The organism is Algoriphagus sp. (genome assembly GCF_024642405.1).
Lineage (GTDB): Bacteria > Bacteroidota > Bacteroidia > Cytophagales > Cyclobacteriaceae > Algoriphagus.
This window is the reverse complement of the sequence record NZ_JAHEBC010000060.1, coordinates 1-18,030: the sequence shown is the minus strand read 5'-3', so window position 1 is coordinate 18,030 and position 18,030 is coordinate 1. Positions and strand designations below refer to the sequence as shown.

The 18,030-nt window shown below is 36.9% G+C and carries 12 protein-coding genes; 2 read left to right on the top strand and 10 right to left on the bottom strand.

What is annotated here, in order from left to right:
* Nucleotides 1–749 (top strand): pirin family protein (locus Q0L68_RS06925; RefSeq protein ID WP_296701112.1); only part of this gene is annotated, 749 nt, incomplete at its 5' end.
* On the opposite strand, the gene Q0L68_RS06920 is transcribed toward Q0L68_RS06925, so the two are convergent.
* From Q0L68_RS06920 to bshC, 10 genes are all read right to left on the bottom strand, one after another.
* Nucleotides 746–1,519, bottom strand: coding sequence for a Rossmann-like and DUF2520 domain-containing protein (locus tag Q0L68_RS06920; RefSeq protein ID WP_296701110.1), 774 nt, complete (start codon nt 1,517–1,519; stop codon nt 746–748). The two genes, Q0L68_RS06925 and Q0L68_RS06920, sit on opposite strands and share 4 nt — an antisense overlap.
* An 83-nt stretch (nt 1,520–1,602) precedes the next feature.
* Complete coding sequence (gene lpdA / locus Q0L68_RS06915) at nt 1,603–3,000, bottom strand: dihydrolipoyl dehydrogenase (RefSeq protein ID WP_296701108.1); 1,398 nt, start codon at nt 2,998–3,000, stop codon at nt 1,603–1,605.
* A 103-nt stretch (nt 3,001–3,103) separates the two neighbouring features.
* The gene (odhB, locus tag Q0L68_RS06910) at nt 3,104–4,627 is read right to left on the bottom strand and encodes a 2-oxoglutarate dehydrogenase complex dihydrolipoyllysine-residue succinyltransferase (RefSeq protein WP_296701106.1); all 1,524 of its coding nucleotides are present in this window, start codon (nt 4,625–4,627) and stop codon (nt 3,104–3,106) included.
* Between the two features lie 67 nt (nt 4,628–4,694).
* Nucleotides 4,695–7,487: a 2-oxoglutarate dehydrogenase E1 component gene (locus tag Q0L68_RS06905; RefSeq protein WP_296701105.1), complete on the bottom strand. Its 2,793-nt coding sequence runs from the start codon at nt 7,485–7,487 to the stop codon at nt 4,695–4,697.
* A gap of 234 nt (nt 7,488–7,721) precedes the next feature.
* Nucleotides 7,722–8,684, bottom strand: coding sequence for a hypothetical protein (locus tag Q0L68_RS06900; RefSeq protein WP_296701102.1), 963 nt, complete (start codon nt 8,682–8,684; stop codon nt 7,722–7,724).
* Nucleotides 8,685–8,703: 19 nt separating this feature from the next.
* Nucleotides 8,704–10,347 (bottom strand): SusD/RagB family nutrient-binding outer membrane lipoprotein, encoded by a 1,644-nt coding sequence (locus Q0L68_RS06895; RefSeq protein WP_296701100.1) that lies wholly within the window; start codon nt 10,345–10,347, stop codon nt 8,704–8,706.
* A 19-nt stretch (nt 10,348–10,366) separates the two neighbouring features.
* On the bottom strand, nt 10,367–13,561 hold the full coding sequence (locus tag Q0L68_RS06890) for a SusC/RagA family TonB-linked outer membrane protein (RefSeq protein ID WP_296701098.1): 3,195 nt from the start codon (nt 13,559–13,561) through the stop codon (nt 10,367–10,369).
* A 575-nt stretch (nt 13,562–14,136) separates the two neighbouring features.
* Nucleotides 14,137–14,634: a hypothetical protein gene (locus tag Q0L68_RS06885; protein WP_296701096.1), complete on the bottom strand. Its 498-nt coding sequence runs from the start codon at nt 14,632–14,634 to the stop codon at nt 14,137–14,139.
* A gap of 25 nt (nt 14,635–14,659) precedes the next feature.
* Nucleotides 14,660–15,232, bottom strand: a complete 573-nt coding sequence (locus tag Q0L68_RS06880) for a 5-formyltetrahydrofolate cyclo-ligase (protein ID WP_296701094.1) — start codon at nt 15,230–15,232, stop codon at nt 14,660–14,662.
* Nucleotides 15,229–16,788, bottom strand: a complete 1,560-nt coding sequence (bshC, locus tag Q0L68_RS06875) for a bacillithiol biosynthesis cysteine-adding enzyme BshC (RefSeq protein ID WP_296701092.1) — start codon at nt 16,786–16,788, stop codon at nt 15,229–15,231. The genes Q0L68_RS06880 and bshC overlap by 4 nt, the downstream gene beginning before the upstream one ends.
* Before the next feature lie 203 nt (nt 16,789–16,991).
* Here bshC and Q0L68_RS06870 point away from each other — a divergent pair.
* Nucleotides 16,992–18,030 (top strand): pitrilysin family protein (locus Q0L68_RS06870; RefSeq protein WP_296701090.1); only part of this gene is annotated, 1,039 nt, incomplete at its 3' end.

Genomic DNA, 18,030 nt, shown 5'->3' with positions numbered 1-18,030 from the left:
TTTTTTTAAACCATCATGGTTTCCAGACTTATCCTTCACCAAATAGAGGATTACCTTTTGGACCCCATCCCCATCGTGGGATGGAAACAGTTACTTTTATTCTTGAAGGTGATATCATGCATTTAGATTCATCAGGTCATGAATCAGTGATAGGGCCTGGAGGTGTACAATACATGACGGCTGGTAGCGGTTTAATACATTCCGAGGTAAGCAGCTCTGATTTTAAAAAGAATGGAGGGGATTTAGAAATCTTACAACTTTGGTTGAATCTTCCTGCCAAATTAAAAATGACAGATCCTAAGTATGTTGGCCTTCAAAAGGAAAATATTCCGACTTTTACACTTGATGAAGGCAAAGTGAAAGTGCAGCAATTATTTGGAGAATGGAATGGTACCAAAGGAGCGTTTGAAGGATCATTCCCAATAACTATGAGTACCATTTATTTGACAGAGGGAGGAAGCTTTGAGAAGACTATCCCAGCTGAAGAAAATATATTCTTTTACATTGTAAGAGGTGAGTTGGATGTAAATGGGGAAACTATACCTTATAGAAATTTGGTAGAGTTTGAAGATGGAAAAGTCAATCTTCAAGTAAAAGCATTATCAGATACAATAGTAATTTTAGGACATGCAGCTCCATTTAATGAACCTATGGTAGCTCAAGGACCATTTGTGATGAACACTCAGGCTGAAATCCAACAAGCTTATGAAGATTACCAAAATGGTAAATTCGGGACTTGGAGCCATTAACCATCAATAATATCCTGGGAGATCAATCTATAAATTTCTGCTATTGACTCATTGTAGTTCAAAAAGCTGTGATGATCTTCCAGGGTTTCATAATCCTCTCTTATAGCGGGTCCAGTCTGAGCACTTTTCGCACCAATTTGTAAAGTTTTGGAAATCTGCTCAATTATTAATGGTTTCAGCATTTCGAAATCCAATCCCTGTCGACGCATAATCTCTTCACTGATTCTGATCATGTGATTGCTAAAATTACTTGCAAAAACAGCAGCCACATGAATTGCTTTTCTGTCTTTAGATTTGACTACATAGTTTAGGGAAGATAGGCTTTTTGCAAGTTTCCGGAGTTTTTGAAGTGATTCCTCATCTTCACATTCCAGTAAAAATGCCACGTCTTCAAAATCTATTTTCCTACCGATCGTAAAAGATTGAAGCGGATAAAAAATCCCGGTATAGCTGGCAGAACTATATCCTAAAACGTCTAATGACATATTGCCTGAAGTATGAACCAAAATGCTTCCTTCGGGTAAAATTATTTCATCTGCAACTTCCGGTATAGCAAAGTCTTTTACCGCCAAAATAAAAATCTCTGCTTCTGATTCTGAAAAATCAAGATCATCTTTTGCCTCTGAAGAATATAGCTTTCCTGTTATTTTTTGTGCTTTTGAAATGTCCCTTGCATAAACTTCAGTCACCTCATGACCTGCGTTTTCTAATGCTGGTGCTAAATGCCATGCGACATTACCAGCTCCCAAGACGGCTATTTTAAACTTCATACACGAATTAAACCAAAAATTTGACCAAAGAAAAAGCCATCCAGAAATGTCCTAGATGGCTTCTATAAAATTATAAACCTCAATTAAACATGCAACGCCCTATTATCGGTAGCGGCTAAACATGCTTCTTTGAAAGCTTCTGTATAAGTAGGGTGTGCATGCGACATCCTAGCGATATCCTCTGCTGAAGCTCTGTATTCCATCGCTACAACAGCCTCTGCAATCATATCTGCTGTTCTTGGACCGATCATATGTACGCCAAGGATCTCATCAGTTTCAGCATCTGCCAAAACTTTTACAACTCCATCGGTATCCATGGAAGCTCTTGCTCTACCTGAAGCCATAAATGGGAACTTACCAGCTTTATATTTCACCCCTTTCTCTTTTAATTGCTCTTCAGTATACCCTACCGAAGCAACCTCTGGCCAAGTATACACTACACCCGGAATCAGGTTATAATTGATATGTGGTTTCTGTCCAGCCAAAGTCTCTGCAACGAAAACACCTTCTTCTTCCGCTTTATGAGCTAACATTGCGCCTTTCACCACATCTCCTATAGCGTAGATGTTTGATACATTCGTCTGCAAGTGATCATTGACTTCAATTTGTCCTCTATCAGTAAGTTTCACTCCTGCAGCTTCAGCATTCAAACCATCAGTATATGGTCTTCTACCAATAGAAACCAAGACATAATCGCCTTTCACTTCTATAGTTTCACCCTTTGGGTTTTCAGCTTTGACGGTAAGTTCTTTTCCTTTCTTCTCCACTGACGTCACTTTATGCTTCAAGAAAAACTCAAAACCAATCTTTTTTAATGACTTTTGAAGTTCTTTTCCCATGGTACGATCCATAGTCGGGATCAAAGAATCCATGTATTCAATTACAGAAACTTTCGACCCCATGCGACCATAAACAGAGCCAAGCTCCAGACCAATAACACCGCCACCTATAACCACCAAATGCTTTGGGATTTCTTTCAGATTCAAAGCCTCAGTAGAAGTAATCACCCGATCCTTATCCAGTTTAATAAATGGCAAAGACGATGGCTTGGAACCTGTGGCAATGATGATATTTTTACCTTTCACTTCAGAAGAAGTACCATCATCTTTGGTCACTTTAATAGTAGTAGCATCTATGAAAGACCCAATCCCTTGATGAACATCAATTTTGTTCTTTTTCATCAGGTATTGAATTCCATCGGTATTTTGCTTCACTACATCATTCTTACGAGTGATCATCTGTTTCAAATCTACCTTAAGATTCGAAAGTTTGATACCATGAGTTTCAAAAGTATGAGCAGCATTATGAAAATGCTCTGAAGAATCCAAAAGTGCTTTGGAAGGGATACATCCCACATTTAAGCAAGTGCCTCCAAGAGTTGGATATTTTTCTATTAAGGCGGTTTTCATACCAAGTTGTGCACAGCGAATTGCTGCCACATAACCACCTGGACCAGAACCGATAACTATAACATCGTACATTTTTTTAGATTTTAGAGTCTAGAACCGAGAGCCAAGACTGTTTAAAATGAGGGCTGACACTACTCAGCCTCTCTTATTTCTTATTTCGTAAATCTCAAATCAATTATACTCCAAACAATAGCCTTGTTGGATCTTCAAGTAATTCCTTAACTCTTACCAAGAAGCTTACAGATTCACGACCATCAATAATTCTGTGATCATAGGAAAGGGCAACATACATCATAGGAAGAATTTTAACTTCACCATTCACAGCCATCGGTCTTTGTACGATGTTATGCATTCCTAATATGGCAGATTGAGGTGCATTGATAATTGGAGTTGACATCATAGAACCAAAGACACCACCGTTGGTAATCGTGAATGTCCCACCTGTCATTTCTTCAATAGAAAGCTTATTATCTCTGGCTTTAGTCGCCAACTTAACAATCTCTTTCTCTATCTGATCAAAACTCATCGCTTCAGCATTTCTAATAACAGGAACCACTAATCCTTTTGGTGCGGAAACAGCAATAGAGATATCACAAAAGTCATTGAAAACCATTTCGTTTCCGTCAATTTTAGCATTTACAGCTGGCCATTCTTGAAGGGCTACACAAACTGCTTTCGTAAAGAATGACATAAATCCAAGACCAACTCCATGCTTTTCTTTGAATTGCTCCTTGAATTTAGATCTCATATCCATGATTGGCTTCATATTAACCTCATTAAATGTGGTCAACATAGCTGTTTCGTTTTTCACTGAAACCAATCTTTTGGCTACAGTTTTACGAAGAGAAGACATTCTCTCTCGTCTTTCATTTCTAGAGCCTAGCACTGGAGCGGGAGATTCATTGGCTGGTTTAGATTCTGCTTTCGGAGGAGTTGAAGCAGGTTTTTGTGCCCCTTGAGCATCCTCTTTAGTAATTCTTCCATCTTTACCAGTTCCTGAAACAGATTCAGGAGAAATTCCTTTTTCTGACAAAATCTTAGATGCAGCTGGTGAAGCATGCCCAGTGGCATAATTTGTATTTCCTTTAGCTTGGGAAGCTTCTGGAGCAGAAGTAGAAGTTTCATTGGCAGGAGATGGCTTTCCTTCTGTCACTTCGATTTTACAGATTAATCCACCTATTTCTAAAACGTCTCCTTCTTGAGCAATATGCCTTAAAATCCCAGAAGCTTCTGCAGGCAATTCAAAGGTTGCTTTATCAGAATCAACTTCCGCTATTATTTCGTCTAAACTCACATAATCCCCATCTTTTTTCAGCCAATTTGCAAGGGTGACTTCTGTGATAGATTCTCCTACAGTAGGCACTATCATCTCTTTCACTTCACCTGTTGGAGATGGGCTATTGCTAGTACTTTTAGCTTCTGACTTAGGCGAAGGTGCAGTGCTATCTTTAGAGGCTGAAGCTTGCTCCTCATCAATCGAACAAATTACTGCCCCAATTTCTAAAGTCTCACCTGCCTGAGCTTTTATTCTTAATATTCCTGTTGCCTCAGCAGGCAACTCAAAAGTTGCTTTATCAGATTCTAATTCACAAAGGATTTCATCCATTTGAACATGATCTCCATCATTTTTAAACCATTGCCCAACGGTAACCTCGGTAATGGATTCGCCTACTGTGGGCACTATAATTTCTTTGCTCATGAGTTTTTCTTTTTAACCCTTACTGGTTACAGTGAGAGTTGGAACAAAATGATATGATTATTTTGGATTATTTAATTTTGAGGGCCTTTAAAATAATTGCCTTTTGTTCTTCCACATGGACTTTATTATAGCCGGTTGCTGGTGAAGCAGATGATTTTCTAGCGATTACATCCATTGGCAATTCTTTATAAAGTAATCTTAAAATATAATTCCAATAGCCCATGTTTTCGGGTTCTTCTTGAACCCAGACAACTTCGGATCCTTTATATTTTGCCAGAAGATCAATAATTTGCTTCTTCGGAAGTGGGTGAATCTGCTCAATTCTAACAATTGCCACGTCTTCAACCTTTTCTTTTTCTCTCGCTTCATCCAAATCATAGAAGATCTTCCCTGAACAAAGTATTACTCTTTTTACTTTTTTGGGATCTACAGTGGTATCCAAAATTACCTCCTTAAACGATCCAGATGTAAATTCAGAAATGGGAGATATTACCTTTGGGTGTCTCAACAAAGATTTAGGAGACATTACTACGCAAGGCTTTCTAAATTCCCAGGCAAGTTGTCTTCTTAACAAATGGAAAAAGTTTGAAGGCTCAGTGATATTCGCTACTACCATATTATACTCAGCGGAAAGCTGAAGGAATCTTTCAGGCCTTGCATTTGAGTGTTCAGGACCTTGTCCCTCATAACCGTGAGGAAGTAACATGACCAAACCATTCATCCTTTGCCATTTAGACTCACCAGAAGAAATAAACTGGTCAATCATGGTTTGGGCTCCATTTGCGAAATCGCCAAATTGAGCTTCCCAAATCGTTAATGAATTTGGATTTGCCATTCCATAGCCATACTCAAAACCCAAAACTGCATACTCAGAAAGTAGAGAGTTATAAATCTGGAATAAACCTTTTCTTTCCTTCATTTCCAACAATGAGTTGTAAGGTCGGTTGTTAGTAGCATCATGGAGAACTGCATGCCTATGAGAAAAAGTCCCTCTTTGACAATCCTGTCCTGTAATCCTAACTTGTTTTCCTTCAGTCAAAAGAGAACCATAAGCCAATAATTCTGCAGCCGCCCAGTTTAGTTCTTTAGATTTAAAAAACATATCTTTTCGCTGCTTCATTTGAGCTTCAATCTGTTTGATTGGCTTGAAACCTTTTGGAATAGTAGTCAATGCTTCAGCCACCACTTTAATAGTAGCTTCATCAATTCCTGTTTCCGGAGATTTATCAAAATCTTCTGGTTTTGACCTTCTTAGATTACCCCACTCTTGCTCAAACTTTGTTGCTTGATAAGGAAGAGGCTTCTCTTTGACCATATTTAATCGGTCCTGTAAAAGTTGTCTAAACTCCTCATCCATTTGAGAAGCAATTTTAGCATCAATATCCCCTCTTTCGGTTAATTTCTTAACATATATTTCTCTCGGATTTGGATGCTTGGAAATCAAATTATATAGTTCCGGTTGCGTGAATTTCGGCTCATCCGATTCATTGTGTCCATGGCGTCTATAGCAAACCATATCCACAAAAATATCTCTACTGAACTTCTGTCTGAATTCTGCTGCAAGCTTTGCCGCAAAAACAACAGCTTCAGCATTATCTCCATTCACATGAATAACGGGAGCATCAATGATTTTTGCTACATCAGTACAATAAATGGAAGATCTGGCATCATCAAAATCAGTGGTAAACCCAACTTGATTATTGATAACAAAGTGAATTGTACCACCGGTATTATAACCTTTCAGATCTGCCATCTGCGTCACTTCATAAACTATTCCCTGACCAGCGACTGCAGCATCCCCATGGATAAGAATTGGAAGTGCTTTTGTTTTATCTCCGCTATGCTCAGTATCAATTTTAGCTCTAATAAATCCTTCTACTACAGGATTTACAGCCTCCAAGTGGGAAGGGTTTGGAGCTAATTTTAAATGCACTTTTTTCTCATCTGGAGTAACAATATCACTGGAATACCCCATATGATATTTCACATCCCCATCACCCATGGTAAGATCTGGTTTGGCAGTACCTTCGAACTCAGAAAAAATCTGTTCGTATGTTTTGCCCATGATATTAGCGAGTACATTAAGGCGTCCTCTATGAGCCATACCAATCATCACTTCCTCAACTCCCAAAGAGGCTGAAGTATTTATAACAGCATCCAAAAATGGAATAGAACTTTCACCCCCTTCTAAGGAAAACCTTTTTTGACCTAGGTATTTTGTATGAAGGAAGTTTTCAAAAACAACAGCTTGATTCAGTTTAAAAAGAATTCTTTTCTTTTCATCCACTTGAGGATTAAAAGCCAAAGCTTCTCTTTCAACTTTAGTTTTAAACCAATCCAGCATTTCTGGGTCACGAATATATAAGTATTCGAATCCCATTGGACCTTCATATATTTTCTTTAAAGCATCTACGATAGTAGAAAGCTTAGCTTTACCGATCCCAATTTCATTTCCAGCCTGGAATTCAGTATTCATATCCTCAGATCCGAGTCCAAAGTATTCCGGATCAATAAGAGCTTTTCTATCTCTCCTCTCCCGAACAGGATTTGTTTTGGACCTTAAGTGAGCCCTAGATCTATGCGCATGAATTAAAGCTCTAACCTTGATTTCTTTTGGCAATTGTTCCATATCCATAATGGTTCCTGGCGTAGCAAGAGCACCATTTTTTGGGGTAGGTTTACCATTAGATCCAGTTACAACATCTTCACTTTCAACATCATAATTGGTTAAAGCAAAATCAAAACCTTCAAAAAACTCTTTCCAACTTGGGTCTATTGAGGAAGGGTCACTCCTAAATGAAGTATAAAGCTCATCTATATAAGAAACATGAGCATTTGCAATAAATGAAAATTTATCCATAATGGGTTATTGAGATCTCTACAAAACTATAAGGATAAATTGATTAAAAAAAACTGATTATTCGCTTTAGCAAATATATAAAATAGGGATATAAATAGTATATATTATGTTAATTAAAGCTTTATCGCTTAATCATTCAAAACAAAAGTTTCTTAATCTCTCTTTAAAAAAATGAAATCAAAAAAAAAAGCAGCATCAAAAGATGCTGCTTTTAGTATTATTACTACTTAAAGATTATAGTTTAGTAAGTGTAATTTCCATTGCTTGATTAACGCCACAATCATCATCAACATCATCAACAAATTTCACAACAATTGTACCATCATCATTAATATCATAAGTTGCTAGATCACTGTTGTCAGATTCCCATAAAATACTGCCTCCACAACCTGCACCAGCACTTTCTGAAGGTTTCTTAACAAGTCCACAAGAGAATTCAATAGTGAAAGTTCTAGTAGTAAAGCCACCTAAATACTTTACAGTGAAACTTCTTCTTGTTGGGTTGCTAGCTAATGTAGCGAGAGTTACAGTTTCTTCAACAAAACGAGTAGGATTACCGAAGAATGGATCTTCACCTCCAGCAGTTTGCTTCAAGCTATATTCTCCAACTGCATAATTAGCATCAACAGGACAAATAACATTTACAAAATACTGAAATGGCGAATCATAGAAAGTAGCGCCAGCTACGTTACTAGAAACATTCTCTCTATTGAAAGATCTACCCTTCTTATCATTCAGAATTAAGCTGAATTCAAATGTATCTCCACCCTCAATATCTGCTGGTGTCAAACCAACAGCTGAGATTGCTTCTACAGCTGAAATTTCAAATGAAGTTCTTAGGAATCTAGATTCAGTGTTTGATGTAAAATCAGCAGCAGAAAGTGTTTTGATTAGAACAGGAGCAGCAGGAGTATATTCCAATCCAACTCCTGGGATCAATCTTCTATGCTGAACCTTAATTTCTACAGTTTCCACTGTAGCACCATCCTCAATATCCACAGCCTCGAGGGTAAGGGCAAATTTCGAACTACTTAAATTAAAGAAGTTGAAAGTGGTACTGGTTCTGTCAATGGTTCTCAAATAGGCAGCAGTATCAAATTCCGCATAAGGAATATTAGGTTCTACAAAATCTCTACATGAGCTTAGGAAAACTAAGGCACCTGCCAGTAAACCAAAACTATATTTTAACATTTTCATATTATCTCAATTTTTTTGGTTAGTAAACCCAGCCATTGCCAGCAGGATTATTATCCCAGAATACTTGTACATCAAGTCCTGATTTTTGACTTGCATTGGTATTAGTTACCATATACACGTTAGGATACAAGAACGATCTTGGGAAAGCACCTGGATTTTGCTCAAGGGCTGGTTGCATGTTACTTGGCTTACCAGTTCTTCTATAAAGGTTAAATGCCTCAGCACCGCTACCATATAGAGACAACCAATATTCACGACCGATAACATCCATTTTGTCAGATGCATTATCATAATCTCTACTTACATAGTTAAGATAGTTTTGAATATCTTCATCAAGTGAGGTGTCTTTAGCATTGAAGAAAGCATTGATAGCACCTGCTTCTGGTGTACTTAGGGCATATCCAGTAACAAAATTCATATGTTTTTGAATTCCAGAAAGCATATAATCTTTTGCAGCAGCAGCATCACCGTCAATTTCAGAGGCAGCTTCCGCCAACATAAAGTCAACGTAAGCGGCTAGCATGATAGGATATAGCCCAGCACCTGCAGCACCCAATGTTGCATTATTTGTTGGAGATGCTGAATCATTATCAAATCTGCCACCTACAGGATAGACTCCCCATACAGTTCTTTTCAAACCATCTGGTGGAACACCATCTGGATCCAAGTGGTCACGACCCCAATATCCTCTCTGACCAGGAAGACAGTAGATATATCCGCCAGCTAAGTAATGTGGAGGAGCAATTTGCGAAATACACTCGATCTCATCAATATTCGTAGAGTTTACTAAAACTTGACGATACCAATAGAATCTAGCTCTAGGATCATCGAATCCTTTCGCCTCAGTCATATGCCACATGTAATAAGTTGAGTGGTATGTTCCACCACCAGAGGTGTAAGAACCTACAAAGTTTCCATGTCTAGAATCTGGGTTAGCAGTATTAGTACCAAATCTAAAAACGAAATCATCGCCCGCTTTCAACATGTTATTTTCAGCTAACAACGCATCAATACCAGACATAGCGTCCCCTTGCTTAGTTAATCTAAGGTTAAGGAAATATCTTAATTTCAAGGTATTTACCAATCTAGTCCATTTTGTATAATTTCTATTATAGAAATAATCATTTGGAGAACCATTACCAGTTGTAGCAAAGTGAGTTTTCGCCTCGTCTAACAAAACATTCGCTGCATTATAGATGGATTCACCTGGATCAACTTCAGGGTTAAAATTAGCTGGATCAATAGCTTGAGAATATGGGACATCACCATAAACATCCACCAAGTGGAATAAAACCATTGCCTTGATCGTCTTAGCAATTCCTAAGTGCTTTTGCAAATTACCCTCTACTGCCAATTCTTCTAAGAAGGCAATATCAGCTAGAATATTAGAGTAGCTATTTGACCACCATCCATTTGTAGAAGACACGGTGTATGCGTTCTCATACAAAGCACTACCTTGATTCACAATTCTTGTTAAAGACATACCAGTATTACTGATTCCTTGGTAGAAACCTGAGTAATCTAATTGAATCCTGTTAAGTAGGAAATCGGGAGAAGCTGTTGAAGCAGTTACCGCATTTGGGTCATCTAGTAGATCTAAATCACAAGATGAAGCAAATAACATGGTTGCTGCACACAACAAACTATATATATATTTTTTCATAATAATTTCAGTTTTTGGATTAGAATGCAAGAGTTACAGTTCCACCAAATCTTCTTGAGCTAGGACCAGTCACAAAGTCGAAACCTAGACCGTTACCAACTCCAGTACCCAACACGTCCACATCGTAATTCATGTTTGGAGGGAAGTTCAATGCTCTGAACCATAAGTTGCTTCCACTAACAGCAATAGATGCTCTTTTGAATGGAGTCTTTGCCATTAAGCTAGTTGGTAATTCATATCCTAAAGAAAGTTCACGAAGACGAATCATAGAACCATCAAATACGTTTGCTTCATCAGCACCTAAGTGGTAGCCACCAAAGAAATAATCTGAAGCTGATATTTGGATGTCGTTTGGAGTTCCATCTTCTTTCACACCTGGCATAATAAAGGTCATTTCTCTATCAATCACTGGATCTAATGTTACACCTCTTGCTAGAGTTCCTGTAACTGTATTCGAGAAAATAGCTCCTTTATGTCTGTATTCCAACATCGCATTTAAAGTAAATCCTTTAAAAGAGAATGTGTTGATCCATGAACCAGTCCATCTTGGATTAGGATCACCCAAAATTTTCAAATCTGGATCTTGTTTTTGTAAACCACTTGACAAGATAATAGGTAAACCTGTTTGCTCATCTCTTTCAAAACCAATACCCTTGATCACGTTGAATGGCTCACCTGGAATAGCGAAGTTACCCAAAGTGGTAAAACCAGCTACAACGATTTCTTCAAGACCATCGCCTAAAGACATTGTTACAGAACGATACAAACCAAAGTTGACAGTGGAATTCCATGTAAATCCTGAAGCAGTTGAAATTGGAGTAATATTAGCCTGCAATTCAATGCCTCTAGTTCTGATTTTTCCTACGTTAATCGCTGTAGAAGTAAATCCAGTAGAAGGATCGATAGGAGCCTGAGTAATCAGGTCATTTGTATTTTTTTCATACAAAGAAAGATCGAATCTTAACTTATTGTTAAACATTACTGCTTCCACTCCAAATTCTAATTCTTCTTGAAGTTCTGGTCTCAAATTTGGATTACCTAATGCATTAGAAACAGAGTGGGTTTGAGTTAATCCACCTCTATCGAATGCTTGTGGATTTTGAGCCAACGTATTTCTAGTACTGTAAGGGCTTGGGAAACCAGCAGATGTACCATAACCCAATCTCAATTTCAAATCATTAATAGTAGAAGAGTTCCAGTCAAATGCTGTGCTTGGAATGAAAGATACAGAAGCTCCAGGATAAAGGATTCTTCTATTTTCTTTTTCTACTGTTGAAGTCCAGTCATTTCTTGCTGAAACGTTCAAGTATAAATAATTGGAATAATCAAAGGTCAAGTTAGCATAAATACCCATTCTTCTTTCCTCTTGAATATAGTTAAGACCACCTGAAGAAGCACTTGTAAAGTTTGAGTGGTTGAATAATCCGTATGCTAATTGATTTACAGATTCAATACCAGTTCTATTAAACGTATCATATCTTGAGTTACCACCCAATAATGCACTCATACCAAATTTTTCAGAAAACTCCTTCTTCCAATTCAAGATCAAATCTTGGTTCCAGATTGTGTTTACAATGTTTGCGGTAGAATATAGTCCTGTTTGAATATTTGCATTTCCACTACCTGCGCCTTTATTATATCTTTTCTCTTGAGTTTCAGAATAAGTATCCAAACCTAATCTATAGGTTATAGAGAAGTTATCGTTTACATCATAGTTCAGAGACGTAGAATTGAAGAAACGCTTTACATCAGAAGTATTTTGGTAATTCTTAACCAACCAATTTGGGTTAATAATATCGTTACCACCTCTATAGTAAGTAGAACTCTTATCTACAGGATTCTCAAATGGTAAACCTCCCAAATCAACAGATCTAGGTGTGAACAATACGTTAGCAAAAACAGAAGGAATACCTCCTGATGGACCCGAACCAAAAGCAGCGTTAACTGGAGGTGATTCTAAATCAGTAATTGCAAATGTAAATGACGAGTTAATTGAGAACTTATCACTTATAGCAGAGTTTACACCCAAACCGAAGTTATATTTCTTCAATTCGTTACCTGGAGTAAATCCTTCGTCATCAGTATATCCAAAGCTGGCGTTAAAACCAGTTCTGTCAGATCCACCAGAAATTTGAACGGAAGTATTACTTACCATACCAGTTCTAAAGAATACTTCAGTAGGATCAGCATATGCTTTGTAATCATATCGAACTGGAGTGCCACCTACGATTCCGTCTACCCAAAACTGAGGGAAAGCTTCTCTTACAGAAGCTACAGAAGAAATTGCGTATGGATGAGGAACAGTTAAACCAATATCTAATCTAGGACCGAAGTTAGAAAAGAAGTTTCCTGGACTTTGCTGGAAACCATTACCATAAGTTTGACCATAGGAAGGTAGAGAAGCCGCAGTATTAGAGAATACTGATTGGTTGATTGTTACCTCAGCAGCTTTCCTTTTAGAAGCACCTGATTTGGTAGTAATCAAAATTACACCGTTTCTTCCTTGGTCACCATAAAGTACAGTTGCAGAAAGACCTTTCAATACTGACATACTCTCGATGTTGTTTGGATCAATATCCAAGAAACGAGAAGAAGTAGTAGCACCACCAGTAGTAAATCCATTAGTGTTGTTAGTACTTGTGTTGAAAGGAACACCATCTACAACGAATAAAGGCTGGTTAGAACCAGTTGCAGAAGAATAACCTCTGATTACCATGTTAGTACCAGAGCCAGACATACCGTTTGTTGAAGTAATGTTCACACCTGGAACTTTACCTTGTAAAACACGGGCAACGTCTTGTTCAGGACGATTCTCAAGTTGCTCGTCACCTACTGTGGTAACTGCATAACCCAAGGCCTTTTTCTCCCTTTCGATACCAATCGCAGTTACTACCACTTCGGATAGCTGTGCAGCGTCAGTCATAAGGGTCACATTAATAATGGTTCTGTTTCCGATTGCCTCTTCTGCGGATACGAGTCCTACAAAAGAGAAAATCAATACATCAGAACCAGCAGGGACATTAATGGAGTAATTACCATCCAGATCGGTGGTAGTACCCACTGTTGTACCCTTCACGAGGATGGTTGCACCCGGCAAACCAAGTCCGTCTTCCTCGGAAATTACCGTACCGGTAATCACCCGTTGTTGCGCCGACACCTCATAACTGAGGGCCATGGTGAAAAGCGCAACAACAAAGAGTAAAGCTTTTCTCATAAGGTATTTAGTTTAGTTGATGTGTAAAGAAAATTTATTTGATTCTAATTTCAAAATAGTGCTCAATATAAAAAAATACTTACTAAAAGTATATTATATATTATTATAATACAATTATAAAAACATTTAATTACTATATTCTATTTTTTGTTATATTTAAAACAATTTTACAGGTAAATTATCAACTAGCGGTTGATAATTTGTTTTAAAGGCTGAAAACAGTAATAATTTGGAAACACTTTCATTTTTAACAAATATTAACTGATTTAAGGGCCAAATGAAGCGCTTTCAAAATAAAATTCTGTAATTCTTTATTTTTTCGATATGTAAAAAAAAATTATTGTTTGGAAAAAAAATTTTTTTCGAGTTTACAACTCATATATAGCCTATTCTCAGAATAAACAATATGTCTTTTTCTCAAATAAAAAATTTTATTCTTACTATTTGATTTTAACAAGAGATAAAGATGATATTTTTACTAAAACCAATCATTAAGGGGTAAAAAATTTATCATTTAGGTTATTTTTTTGTCAAAAATTTAAAAAGCGGTTTAAAAAACTAGGGAATCCGTAAAATTAGAAAGAATATCTTAAAGTGAAGGCTGTTTCGTCCCACCATAGCCCCGTAAAGTCCTGGAAATTATAAGAAGGTTTCCAATCTAAGCTTATATACCAGTTTGATCTGTTAATATTATAATCGAGCCCTACAATAGCATCTACTCCAAATGCAGCATAATCTTCTGTGGCCTTATAAACCCATGGCGGCTCACTCTTTCCAACTTTCCAAATACCATAATGCCCACCTCCTCCAATATACCATTCCAATCCCTCAAACTCCCGGATATCCATATGATGCTCGAAAAGTAAGTTCCCTACCCAGCCCTTCCAACGGGTATAAACCATCAATTCTATTGCATCATGATCTGTGACAAACCTTTTTACAGAGCCTCCAACACTAGTCCCTCCTCTTATTCCAACCGTAGTGTTATATGCCCCAATCTGAGATTTTGCTTCTGGTACAAAACAAAATAACGTGGCGATAATAATTGTCGCCGAAAAGAAGTTCTTATTCATAAAGGAAGGTTTGAAATAATATTTTCTAAAAAGAAAAAACATTTTCTCCAGTAATACAATAATCCAAGGGTATATCATGTAGTTCAGAAGAAATACTAGGGACTGCCGGAAAAAAACTTAGTCCCATTTTTAGGACTTCCGGATTTAATTCTGCGAGAAATTTATCATAGTAACCTTTTCCAAAACCAATTCTATTCCCTTTTAAATCAAAAGCTAATAGCGGTACTAATACTAACTGAAGATCATTGGGGCTTATAACTTCAGATTCTAATGGGGTTGGAATTCCTAAAGAATCAATTTGATATTTGGTTTTCGGATAAATCTTGACTGTATCCATTGAAAATTGCCCGGGCTTTAGCAAAGAAGTATAAACGGATTTCTTTTGCTCAAACAAAAAATCCCGAATTAAAAATGTATTGACTTCATTTTGTCGAACTATAGGCAAGAAAATATGAAAATGGTTTATCTCAGATTTTAATTTCAACCAATTCTTGAATTGATGTAAGATTGCCTCTGAAAGATTAAAAACCTCCTCCTCAGAAAGTGCTTTTCGCTTTTGTTTATATTTCTTTCGAATGAATTCTTTTCCGGAACTCATAGATCCAAAACCATCATACTAAAATCAAGGGGATCAAAACAATTCAATAAGTCATTTACCAACTCAGGATCTGACAAATAAAACTGCATCATATTCACCACTCTTTCCTGGGGGGAGCCACCCGGCTTGATAAAATCCTGGATAGCCATTGCCCTATTGATTTGAATCTCTAATCTTCTTTCTTCAGCTTTTCTCAATTTTCGACTCATCTGATCCAAAATCTTTAAGGATCGGACTTTACCGGCCTCGAAAGCCTGCTTTAAACTTGCCTCTAGGTGAGCTGCTTCATCTCCCTTTTTTTCAAATATTGCAGAAACTATTTCCTTTTGCTTGACTAATTCTATATCCAAACTACTCTCTGCTATAACAAAATCTTTTTTCCAGCTTTCGAATGAGTGGAAGATCTCTTCATTGCTCCAACCTAATTGATTAACCTTTTTACGAATATGCTCTGGAATTAATAAGGCAAAATTTCTTGGAAGGAGGATAGGAAATGGAACATCGAAATTTTCAAATACCCCCTTCAATTGAAGCCAATAAACTACTTCAGCTGGTCCACCCAAATATGCAAGATTCGGCAAGATCATTTCTTGATATAATGGGCGCAAAACAACGTTGGGGCTAAAACGCTCTGGATTTGTCTCTATTATTCTTTCAAGATCTGCTTTGGAAAACTTTAAATCAGTATTCAATACAAAATATTCGTCACCATGTTGCTCAATTCTTTCCCTGACACCTTTTTCTAAATAGAAGAAGTTTATTTCTCTGGGAAATATTTGGCCCTTATATCCAATCGCTTCAAGTTCTTGTGTTGCTTTTTCAGCTTTCTGAAATGGTTGGTGTTCGAAAAGATCATTTTTGATTACCGAAGAAAACAGACCTTTTAATAAAGAATCATGACCATCTATGATCACTAAGCCCTGCTCTCCAAAAAGATTATTGACATATTTTCTAACTGCTTCCGCTAAAGTTTTTGAAGATGAATATGCCTCTTTAAAAAAGTCAGGAGCAAAAGGCACTGTTTTTAAATAATCCTTAAAAGATGAGTCCAATTCAAAATCACCAACTGCACCTCTTTGATCAGAATTCCATTGGTACTTCTTTCCATCAAGTTTAAAATAATTAATCTCATCAAAATCATGATCTTCTGAGGCCATCCAATAAACAGGTATGAAATTATACTCAGGATATTCTTCAGAAAGCTTTTTTGCAAGATTAATGGTCGAGACAATTTTATAAATAAAATAAAGTGGCCCGGTAAATAAATTGAGTTGATGCCCTGTGATTACAGTATAAGTGTTTTCTAATTCCAAGCTTTTGATATTGGATATCACTTTGGCTCCTATTTCGAATCCCTCATATTGATTGGATAAAGCTTCAACGAGTACTTTGCGATTGGTTATTGGAAAGTTTTTTGATTTGATAGCATTTTTAAAACTATCCAATGTAGGGCTGTGTGAATAAAAAGGCTTTAAGTCTTCTTTTCCTTTTATATAATCCATGAAAAATTTAGAAAATTGTCCTGTTTTATCTAGATCTACGCAATGTTTTTTCATGGTTGGATAGGGTGAAGTATATTTCGGGTAGCTAACTTAGTGACTTAAACCAAAGTTCGGCTTTTTTTGTAAAAAAATTGAAAAGCTTTATTCAACGGTAATTTCAAAGGATAATTCTACTATTATTTTTCAATACCTACGGAGTATAAGAGTTTCAGTTTACCCCAAATTCAGGAAAAGCTTAGTTTTGTCTCCTATTCAACATGCTACCTTATCATCAATTTTATTTAAATAATGGGCTAGAGGTCATCGTCCACGAGGATCACAGCAGCAAAATGGCTGTGTTTAATTTACTCTATAAGGTAGGCTCTCGAAATGAACGTCCAGGAAAAACCGGATTAGCACATTTCTTCGAACATCTGATGTTCGGAAGTTCAAAAAACGTCCCTGTATTTGACAGGGAATTAGAACGTGTGGGGGGATCTTGTAATGCATTCACCAGCCCTGACATTACTAATTATTATATTTCTCTCCCTGCTAGTAACATTGAAACTGCTTTTTGGTTAGAGTCAGATAGGATGTTACAACTTTCTTTGAGTGAAAAAACCATTGAGACTCAAAGAAAAGTGGTCATGGAAGAATTTAAACAACGGTATTTAAATCAACCTTATGGAGATATTTGGCATCATCTGAGAGATTTAGCCTATCTAGAGCATCCTTATCGATGGCCTACGATTGGTCAGGATTTAAAAGATATACAAGGCTACCATAAAGACGATGTATGGGATTTTTATCAATCCCATTATAGCCCTGATAATGCAATTTTAGTTGTTGGTGGGGATGTAACTTTACTTCAAATCGAAGCCTTGGCTGATAAATGGTTTGCTTCGATAAAAACTGGAAAGAAAAACCGTACAGAAATAATTCAAGAACCCGATCAAAAAGAAAAGAGAGTAAAAAATGTAATGGCGAAAGTACCTACAGATGCACTTTATAAAGCTTATAAAATGCCGGGGAAAAATGAATCGGGCTATTTTGAGGCAGACCTTACTTCTGATTTATTGGGATTTGGTAAATCTTCTATTTTAGAGCAAAAACTGGTTAAGAAGGGGAAATTATTTGCCTCAATTGGTGCATATGTTCTAGGATCAGTAGATCCAGGTCTTTTGGTTTTTTCAGGTAAAATGGAATCAGGAGTTTCTTCCGAAGAAGCAGAAGAAGCATTAAATCAGGAAATCCAATTATTTATTGATAATAAAATAGAAGATGATTCCCTCCAAAAGATTAAAAACCAAGGTGAGG